The sequence below is a fragment of the Nitrospirota bacterium genome (genome assembly GCA_016178585.1).
GTDB lineage: Bacteria > Nitrospirota > Nitrospiria > JACQBW01 > JACQBW01 > JACOTA01.
Genome location: JACOTA010000081.1, coordinates 1 through 9,293, shown reverse-complemented (window position 1 = coordinate 9,293; position 9,293 = coordinate 1). Strand labels below are relative to the sequence as shown.

The following is a 9,293-nucleotide window of genomic DNA, read 5'->3' as shown; positions in this document are numbered from 1 at the left end:
GACCCGACCCAGCGTTGCCCTGATATTTCTCTGGCCAAGAAAAACCTGGACTGGGAACCGACGGTTCAACTGGAACAAGGATTGAAAAAAACCATTACTTATTTTGAGAAGCTTTTAAAAAGCTAAAATATGATTTTCTAATTTGAGATCATGTTGCTTTATTCGCCTAAAAGCTAATAAATATACTCATCCTTCCAATAAAAATAATTAAAATTAAGTAATCTAATAAAAGAAACTGATCGCCTGTTTCGATGCGGGATATTTTAATGCCCTGGGTTGAAGAATTAAAAAGAGAAGTCAGGATATTCGTTAGGTTAAGATTGCCGGTCTTGAAGCAGGGTTCAATGCCTATTTGTTCTGATGATGTTTTTTAACGAAAAAGACGGGGAGGGAAGACTCGATCTTTTGGTCAACGATATCTGGGGGGTGACGAATTGACCGAATATAAGGGACAGGCTTTTTATTGATATGTTCCGGAGTGAGGGTCCTGTTTATGAGGGTTCTAATTGAATTGCTGAGCGCACTGGTCAATTTTCGCGAAGTTCCCGTCGGTGACGATCTCGAATCGGAGCCCGATTGCGTACCCGGGATCAATCTGGCCGGTCCGGGGCTCCTTTTTCATCCAGATGACCTCGGCGATCAACTCGATTGGTTCTTCGTCGAGAAATAAGCTGACTTCAAGGTGAGTTTCAACCTCTATAGGATGGTCAGAATAAAACATTAACCCGCCGCTCCCTAAATTGTGGGTTTGGAACTTCAGCCTCTCTTTTCCATTTTCCGGCTGGACAATCCGATAGGTGGCTTTAAATCTTACCGCGACTCTGGGATCTCTCCGTCGGTTCAAATTGTCCTTTTGTTGAGAATTCATGACTTAAATTATACCCGATATTTCATTTAATGCAACCTGGGCTCATTATTGAGTTACACTCTCTTTAAGTCTTATCTCGACTCTTCTGTTACGAGCCCTGTTTTCTGATGTGTCGTTCATTGCCACTGGCTTCTGATCGGCATTCCCTTTAATCGTGAGACGTGAAGGAGAAATACCGTGATGACTGATGAAATATTTTAATACACTCGTAGCCCTTGCAACGGATAATTCCCAATTCGAAGGAAAGAGGAGCGTTTTTATCGGGATATTATCCGTATGTCCCTCTATTTCGACAAGGAATGATGGATTTCGTTGAATGATTTGAGCAATGTTGTCGAGTATCGGTTGGGAGCTTTTTAACGTCTCGGCTTCTCCGGGACTAAAGGTGACTTTTTCCTTCAAGGTAATGTTAATTTCTTTATCAACAGCATGAACTGACACATCATTTTCCATGCCCAGATTTTTTATTTCTGAGTTCATCTCGTCCAGGATATTATCGCGGGATAGGGAGGCTGTCATCTGCGCACCGGTATCGGATAAAAGAACGTTGGGGTTTTGGTTTATTTCCGAATTTGCCGGCTTCACCGTCGTTTTTGCTATAACCATGTACATGACGAAAAACACGAGAAGCAACGAAAGGACATCACTCAGCGTAATGAGCCAGTTACTATCCATGTCAATGGAGGTTTTTGATTTTTCAGCGAGCCTCTTGAAGGGATCCGGCCGTGAAACCCTCACAGGTATCGGTCGTTCCTTTATAATTTCTTCCACTCTAGTTTCCTTATCACCAGGCTTTTCCCTAATCGCTGCACCTTATTTTTGCTTTTCGTATTTGCCTACGCACCACTAATCCTCGCCGGGCTCAAGTCCCAGGTTATGCTATATCCGCTTATCTTATCCTCAATACTGAGGGGATGATCCTTATTATTTATAGCTTCTATGCCTTCGATCATGCTATACATCTCTGCCTCGGACTGGATTGACCGTTCTTCTAATTTTGCGCAAAGAGGCAGCATCAATAGATTCGAGATGATCACTCCGTAAAAAGTGGACATCATCGCGACGGCCATTTGCGGGGCGATTGAATCGATCGACTGCATATTTTGAAACATTTTGATAAGGCTGATCACCGTTCCAGCCAAACCAAAAGAAGGAGTAAGCCTTGCAATGGCCTTCAGCACGTTTTGGCTAAAATTGTAGTCCATGATTCTGGCGGCCATCCCCCTTTCCATGATGGCTCTAATCTCTTCATTGGTTTGATTGTTTATTAAAAGGTTGATGCCCATTTTTAGAAAGTCGTCTTTAACGTATTTCATCTTTCGTTCCAGCCCCCGTATATCTGCTCTTCTATAGATTTTTGCGACCTCAAGAATGTCTTTAGTCGTTTCCCGCAGGTCCCTTTTAGGCCGGAAGCTATCGATGATGTCAAAGAAGGTTTTTTTTAGTCTTTTAAACGGGAAGCCAAGAAAAACCGCGACAATGGTGCCCCCGCCAACAATCATCAGCGCATCGGGATTGAAAACCATAGCCAACCCTATATCCCGGAACACCGTGGAAGAAAACAATGACAGGGCGATAACAAAAATGAGAACCAGGATAGCGTTCATATTTTCCTCCAGAGTTTTGCGTTACAACAAGTTTCCATCACCGAATACTTCGCAACCAGAATGCGAATAAAGACCTTCTCTCTTTCTGCAAACGAAAGACGCATACTCCAGCCTAACGCAAATGTTGTGCCATAAATCTGAAAATACTGGGATCTCTGATAATGAAGTAAAAATAGCGACTTAAGGTTCTTCTTAAATTACCGCGGACTTATCACAGGGCACTATTTTCCTATTCGTCATATGTTTTGGGAAATATTTTCCTGTCGCCGTAAGATTAGGTGAAAAAACAGGGGCCAACCGAGACTGAAAAAAACGGGGGGAGGTCAGGCAGCCATTTTTGCAGTTTCCCCGGCTACCCCCGACACTTGTATAGGGTTCTTCATAGAAAAAGAATTTCCGGGATCATGGACAGGATCCTAAAAGAGTGTTAAATTTCATTTAGGTCTTCTCGGTAAAGATGTCCTTTAAAATAAAAATAATTTTCCTGAAGGGGATTCATCCATTCTGATTTCGCTTAAAACCCGCTCTTTCAGATAAATCCCGCAAACTTAACCTGGGAAAAAAGATGTCTCAGCTCGGACAATACGTTGTTTTAGAAAAAATTGGCCAGGGAGGAATGGCAACTGTTTATAAGGGAATGCAAACCTCTTTAAACAGGCCTGTCGCAATCAAGGTTTTGTCTCATCAACTAACTTCAAACAAGGAGGCTCTTGAGCGTTTTAACAGGGAATCTCTCATTATCGCCCGCCTGACCCATCCCAATATCATCAACGTCATTGATCGGGGAACCACCAAAAAGGGGTTGCCCTACTTCATTATGAATTATGTCGCAGGAGAAACGCTTGACCATTCCATCAAGAAGGGACTTTATCAAAATGATACGAACAAGAAGTTAAATATTATCATTCAGATGTGCAAAGCCCTTTCCTATGCCCATAACAACGGCGTCATTCATCGGGACATCAAACCTTCTAATATTTTAATTGATCTTCAGGGAAACGTCCTGGTTTCAGACTTCGGCGTTGCCATGTTATATGACGAAAAACAAGATCCGGAAGAGATTACCCAGGATGGCGTCATCATCGGGACTCCCGCTTATATGGCGCCGGAACAAAAGAGAGGCTCAAAATATGTGACCATCTTGAGCGATCTTTATTCAGTGGGAGTGATTCTCTATTTCATGTTTACCGGAATCAAACCGGCCAGCGGATTCAAACGTCCGTCAGAAATGAATCCTGACATTTCAAAGCAACTGGAAAAAATCATTCTCAAGTGCCTTGAAGAAGAGCCTGCAAATCGGTATAAATCCGTCGATGAGTTAAAAGAGAGTCTCCTTGACTTCCTCCAGGGGGGCCACCTTCAGGCCGCCCGGAAAAAAGAAGCTCTTCAGGAGATCACAAATCTGGAAGATCATTTTGTCTTGCTCGATATCATCAGAGAAAACCAATACGGAGCGGTTTATCTGTTCCAAAAAAAGGAAACTAAAGAGTTGTTGGTTGTAAAAAAATGCAGGCGGACTAAAGGAGGGATCGCCGAGGCTAAACTCTTAACGACTTTACGCCATAAAAATATCGTGGATGTCTTCGGGGTATCCGAGAATGATAGAGTCTATATTATTGTGGAAGGCTATATTAACGGAGGGAATCTAAAAGAGAGACTTGTCAAAACCATACCCTGGCAGGAGGCCCTGAAAATCGTATTGGAAATTTGCGATGGACTCTCTTTTGCTCACAAAAACAGGATCATCCATGGAAATGTCCGCCCGACCAATATTCTCTTTTCGGACTCCGGAGAAGTGAAAATCTCCGACTTCGGCCTTGAAGAACATTATTCCCGGGAGGAGACTCTCATTAACTGGTACGGCATTCCGAATGAACCGAAATCCCCTCAGACTGATATCTTCGCAATCGGCATCATCCTTTACGAAATGCTTTCCGGATCGCTCCCCGTATGGCATGGAGATAAACTTTCCTTTCACGAGGAATTAAAATTCCTGCCTCTCGACCTCAAAAACATAATTTCAAAAATGATCTCAAATGACCGCGTAAAACGGTACCGCAGTTTTGAGGAAATTGCTCCAATCATCAAAGAGCTTCTTCCCGATCCTGAAAGCCCTCCTGTTCAAACCGATTCATCAAAAAATGATAAAAGCGAAAAAACCATATTGGGTTTTATGAAAAAACTTTTTTCTAATTAAAACATTGGGTTTTTTGGGGATAACTTAAAATCATTCCTTGTCAAAGCAACCGTTTTCTCCTAGAATACTTTTGATGAAAAAATAGGATACTCTTTTCAGAATTAACTGGCAAAATTCTCTTCAATTCCGAGTTTCGACCGTTATTCATATTCATTAATTTGACTTTTTTTGAATTCATTTTACCCTATATTTTGAGAACTTAAATGCCTGCGGGAAAATTCACTCAATAATATGGACGATAAAACCATTCGAATTCATTCGCCGGTTTTCCAAAAAAGATTGGAACGGGATAAATATTTTCATCCATGTTTTGTCGTCGTTGAAGGGGCCAGTTTAGGTGACAAACTTTCAATCACTCAAAAAAGAGCGGTTATTGGGCGCCTTTCAGTCTGTGACATTCCGCTCGAAGATTCTCTCGTTTCAAAAAACCACGCGGAAGTCATTCTCCAGCCCGGCAATAATGTTTTGATAAGAGACCTCGGCAGCTCAAACGGTTTGTATCTTAACGACAAACAGGTAACTGAAGCTGTTCTAAAAGATGGAGACCTCATCCGGCTGGGGAAAACCCTCCTTAAATTCATCGGGCCGGGAAGCGTTGAAAACCGCTACCTCAGTGAATTGTCGGATAAGGCCAGATTAGACGGTTTAACGGGAATTTTTAACAAACAAGTGTTTCAGGATTACCTCTGCCGGGAATTCAAAAGATGCGGGCTTTTAAATGAACCGTTAACCCTTATGATGATGGATATCGACTTTTTCAAAAAGGTCAACGATCAAATGGGGCATCAGGCGGGAGATTATGCCCTGAAAGAGTTTGCAACACTTCTCCACAAAACATTCCGGCAGTCTGATCTGTTTGCCCGTTATGGAGGGGAAGAATTTTGCCTCATCCTTCCCCACACCGACTTAAAAGAAGCTTCGATCGTTGCCGAACGAACCCGCTCTACTGTTGAAAAACATCCGATGAATTTCCAGGATTTTGCCTTTTTTATAACCGTCAGCATCGGGATCGGAGAATTAAATCAAAAGATAGAGGACCCCGATCAACTCGTCGCTGCCGCCGACGCCGCCCTTTACAAGGCAAAACATCTCGGCAGAAATCGCGTTGTCTCTTCCCTTTCTCCGTCATAATCCCCTCGATTAACGTCATGAAGGAAGTGTTACAAAATAATCTCCTGGAGGTGTTTTCAGAATGAGGAACACTAAAATAGTCTGCACGATTGGTCCCGCGACAGCAAGTCGAAAGATGTTGAAAGATTTAATTCGCGCCGGGATGAACGTCGCTCGATTGAATTTTTCTCATGGAGAACCGGCCCAGTTTGAAAAATGGATCCAGATTATTCGAGAAGAGTCCGATTCCATGGAAAAGACGGTTGCGATCCTTCAGGATCTTCCCGGTCCCAAAATCCGGATCGGAAACGTCAAAGAGGGGGAGGTTACTCTAAAAGCTGGATCAAGATTTATTCTGAGAACCGATGCCGATCCAGGATCAGAGAAATCTGTCCAGATTAGTTACTCCAAACTGCCAGAAGAGGTTTTGGTTGGAGATCCGATCTTTATTGATGATGGTCATATCCGTTTAAAGGTCATTCGAGTTTTTTCCACAGAAATTGAAACCGAGGTCATCGCAGGAGGAAAGCTAAGGAGTGAGCAGGGGATTAATGTTCCCGAAACAAATCTTTCCATGCCATCAATTTCAAAACATGATTTAACACAACTTGATTTCGGACTTGCGCAGGATGTGGACTGGGTTGCCCTCTCTTTTGTCCGGAAAGCGGAAGATATAGAGCAGATCAGATCCTATTGTCAGGCGAGAGGAAAAAGCCCAAAATTGATGGCCAAGATTGAGAGGCGTGAAGCAATGCTTCATCTTGAACCCATCCTTCAAAGTTGCGACGGAGTCATGGTCGCGCGAGGCGATCTGGGGGTTGAAATTCCTATAGAACAGGTCCCTTTGGCCCAGAAAAAGATCATCGCGTTAGCCAACCGGATGGGAAAACCGGTTGTCACTGCCACCCAAATGCTGGAATCGATGGTAGAGCAACCCTGGCCGACTCGGGCGGAGGTTGCAGATGTTGCCAATGCCGTATTGGATGGAACTGACGCGGTCATGTTATCCCAGGAGACGGCTATCGGGAAATATCCCTTGCAGGCGATTGGCATTATGGATCGTGTTATTTTGGAACTGGAGAATCATCATAAAAAGAATCCGCCGGGAGAGAGACGAAAAGAGCCCGTAAAAGAGACCTCAGAAGCTGTAACCAATGGGGTCTGTCATATTGCTAATCAAGTCAAGGCAAGCATTATTGTAGCGATCAGCCAAACCGGCAAGACCGCTCAGCGGCTTTCCGCAGCAAGACCTCATGTTCCCATTGTTGCTTTGACTGAAGATAAAAAAGTCAGCAGACAGCTCATCATGTATTGGGGCGTCATTCCGTTGCTTTTAAACGACCTCGCTGGCATTGATCAAAAACCCGAATTAATTTTTGAACTGATTCAAAAAAAAGGATTGATCCTGCCTGGCGAAGCAATAATTTTAACAGGAGAACTTCCTTCAGGAAACCCTGGTTTAAACAGTTTTATTCGGGTTTTTCAGAACGAAATACCAGATGGCTGATCTGGCCATTTCTACTTCAAAATGCTGCTGACAAGAGATTTTGTCAGGATGACCTTGTCCCGTTTTTAACCCAACCCCCAGGGTGATTCACTGTTCCAGCGGAGTAAATCTTCAGCAGGAACGGGGCGGCTGATAAAATAACCCTGGGCCTCGTCGCACCCTAAAGTAATCAGTTTTTCCAGGGTTTCTTGATCCTCCACGCCTTCCGCAATGACCCTGAGATTCAGACTATGAGCTAAATCAATGGTTGAACGGACAATGAGATGATCTTCTTGATCGCGGAGCATGTTTTTAATAAACGACCGGTCGATTTTGATCGATTTGACCGCCAGTTTCTTTAAATAACTGAGAGAGGTATACCCAATCCCGAAATCATCAATGGAGAAGTTAACCCCTTCATGATTTAAAAGACGGATGGTCTTTATCACACTCTCGATATTCGTCATAATGGCGCTCTCGGTAATTTCAAAATTCAACAGACCCGGTTCAATCCCAAGGGAGCGAATCATTTGTATCATCTGAGAGGGGAGGAGCGGATCCTGAAGATTCCGCACCGAAAGATTAACTGCCAAGCTGATTTTCTTTCCCTCCCTGGTCCATGAAAGGGACTGCTGGATCGCCTCCTGGAGAACAAATTTAGTCAAAGTTTTAATCAATCCGGTGTGTTCCGCGGGAAGGATAAACTGATCCGGCGGAACAATCCCTTGTTTGGGGTGATTCCACCGCACCAGGGCTTCCACCCCGCAGATGCGCCGGGTTTGAAGATCAATGATCGGCTGGTAATGAAGAAACAACTGCCGGTTTTCGATGGCGTGCCGCAACTCTCCCATCAGGGCCAGGCGTCCTGGGCTGTGTTGATCCAGTTCGGAATTATAGACGACAAAGTCTATTTTTTCTTTTTTCGAGGCATACATTGCCACATCTCCCCTTTGAATGAGGCTGTCGGCATTGGAACCATGATCAGGATAAAGCGCAATGCCGATACTGGTCTCTACCACAACCGGCAACCCCTCAACTTCAAAAGGTTCCTCCAGAGCTTTTAGAATTTTATTGGCCACTAATCCGGCATGATCAGAGGACGCCATGGATAACAAGATTCCAAATTCATCCCCTCCCAGGCGCGCGACGGTGTCTTTGGTAAAAAGCGCCTCTTTCAAACGGAGACCGACTTTTTGCAAAAGAAGGTCGCCGCGATGATGCCCAAGCGTATCATTAATTTCCTTAAATCGATCAAGATCCAAAAGGAGAATCGCCCCCGGTCTTCCATCCCGTTGACCTTGAAAAATCCCTTTTTCGAGAAGGTCATGAAAGAGGTGCCGGTTGGGAAAGCTGGTCAGGGTATCATAATAGGCCAGACGTTGAACTTTTTCTTCAAATCGCTTACGCTCAAGATCTGCCTCGATCCGTTTGCTGATATCACGAAGCACGGCAGTAAAAAAGGTTTGCCCGTTCTTTTTCGATTTTGAAATAGAAGCTTCCGCGGGGAACTCAGAACCGTCCCGCCGACGGCCATAAATTTTAGGTTTTCGCTCATGCATGAATCGGGAGGGAGCGGCTTCAGCCCCAAAACCCTCTATTTGTTTACGATGGGGTTGGGCAAAACGGTTAGGCATCAGGAGGTCGAGCGGCCGGCCGATAACTTCGGAGGATGGATATCCAAAGATATGTTCTGCTCCTTTGTTGAAAAAAATAATGTTTTGGGTCTCGTCAACCATGATCACCGCATCAGCGGTGATCGATGCAATGGCTGAAAAGCGGGATTCACTTTCCCGAAGGGCCTTTTCCAAAATCAAAAGGCTTTTTTTGTTCTGATCCGGATCCATCATTGAGGTAACCCCGACACTATCTAAGATTCCAAGGCAAACGATACCCGATATAACTTATTACTACAGCGGATCTTTTAACCACTGGCAATTGAAGCCAACAGCTTTTTCCTATGTGAGCGATAGGCAACATGGTTTCTCCTTGTATGGTACCTTACAATTTCCAGTGCATGTGAGATCG

8 protein-coding genes are annotated in these 9,293 nt (G+C 44.1%); 4 read left to right on the top strand and 4 right to left on the bottom strand.

Annotated elements, in window-relative coordinates:
- On the top strand, positions 1–126 hold a 126-nt coding region (locus tag HYR79_12330; protein ID MBI1822486.1), incomplete at its 5' end, for an SDR family NAD-dependent epimerase/dehydratase.
- A gap of 376 nt (positions 127–502) precedes the next feature.
- On the opposite strand, the gene HYR79_12325 is transcribed toward HYR79_12330, so the two are convergent.
- The 3 genes from HYR79_12325 to HYR79_12315 all read right to left on the bottom strand — a co-directional run bounded on the left by HYR79_12325 (position 503) and on the right by HYR79_12315 (position 2,475).
- Entirely contained in the window at positions 503–868 is a 366-nt protein-coding gene (locus HYR79_12325) for a PilZ domain-containing protein (GenBank protein MBI1822485.1), read from the bottom strand.
- A 45-nt stretch (positions 869–913) separates the two neighbouring features.
- Positions 914–1,639 (bottom strand): OmpA family protein, encoded by a 726-nt coding sequence (locus tag HYR79_12320; GenBank protein MBI1822484.1) that lies wholly within the window; start codon positions 1,637–1,639, stop codon positions 914–916.
- A gap of 65 nt (positions 1,640–1,704) precedes the next feature.
- Entirely contained in the window at positions 1,705–2,475 is a 771-nt protein-coding gene (locus HYR79_12315; protein ID MBI1822483.1) for a MotA/TolQ/ExbB proton channel family protein, read from the bottom strand.
- 565 nt (positions 2,476–3,040) lie between these two features.
- On the opposite strand from HYR79_12315, the gene HYR79_12310 reads away from it, so the two are divergent.
- The 3 genes from HYR79_12310 to pyk all read left to right on the top strand — a co-directional run bounded on the left by HYR79_12310 (position 3,041) and on the right by pyk (position 7,289).
- A complete protein-coding gene (locus HYR79_12310; GenBank protein MBI1822482.1) occupies positions 3,041–4,672 on the top strand; it encodes a serine/threonine protein kinase in 1,632 nt (543 codons plus the stop codon).
- Between the two features lie 231 nt (positions 4,673–4,903).
- Positions 4,904–5,803 carry a GGDEF domain-containing protein gene (locus HYR79_12305; GenBank protein MBI1822481.1) on the top strand — a complete coding sequence of 300 codons (900 nt, stop codon included), beginning with the start codon at positions 4,904–4,906 and terminating at the stop codon, positions 5,801–5,803.
- Positions 5,804–5,864: 61 nt separating this feature from the next.
- Entirely contained in the window at positions 5,865–7,289 is a 1,425-nt protein-coding gene (gene pyk, locus HYR79_12300; GenBank protein ID MBI1822480.1) for a pyruvate kinase, read from the top strand.
- Positions 7,290–7,354: 65 nt separating this feature from the next.
- Here the strand turns inward: pyk and HYR79_12295 are convergent, their stop codons facing one another.
- Positions 7,355–9,115 (bottom strand): EAL domain-containing protein, encoded by a 1,761-nt coding sequence (locus HYR79_12295; protein MBI1822479.1) that lies wholly within the window; start codon positions 9,113–9,115, stop codon positions 7,355–7,357.
- Positions 9,116–9,293: the final 178 nt, after the last annotated feature.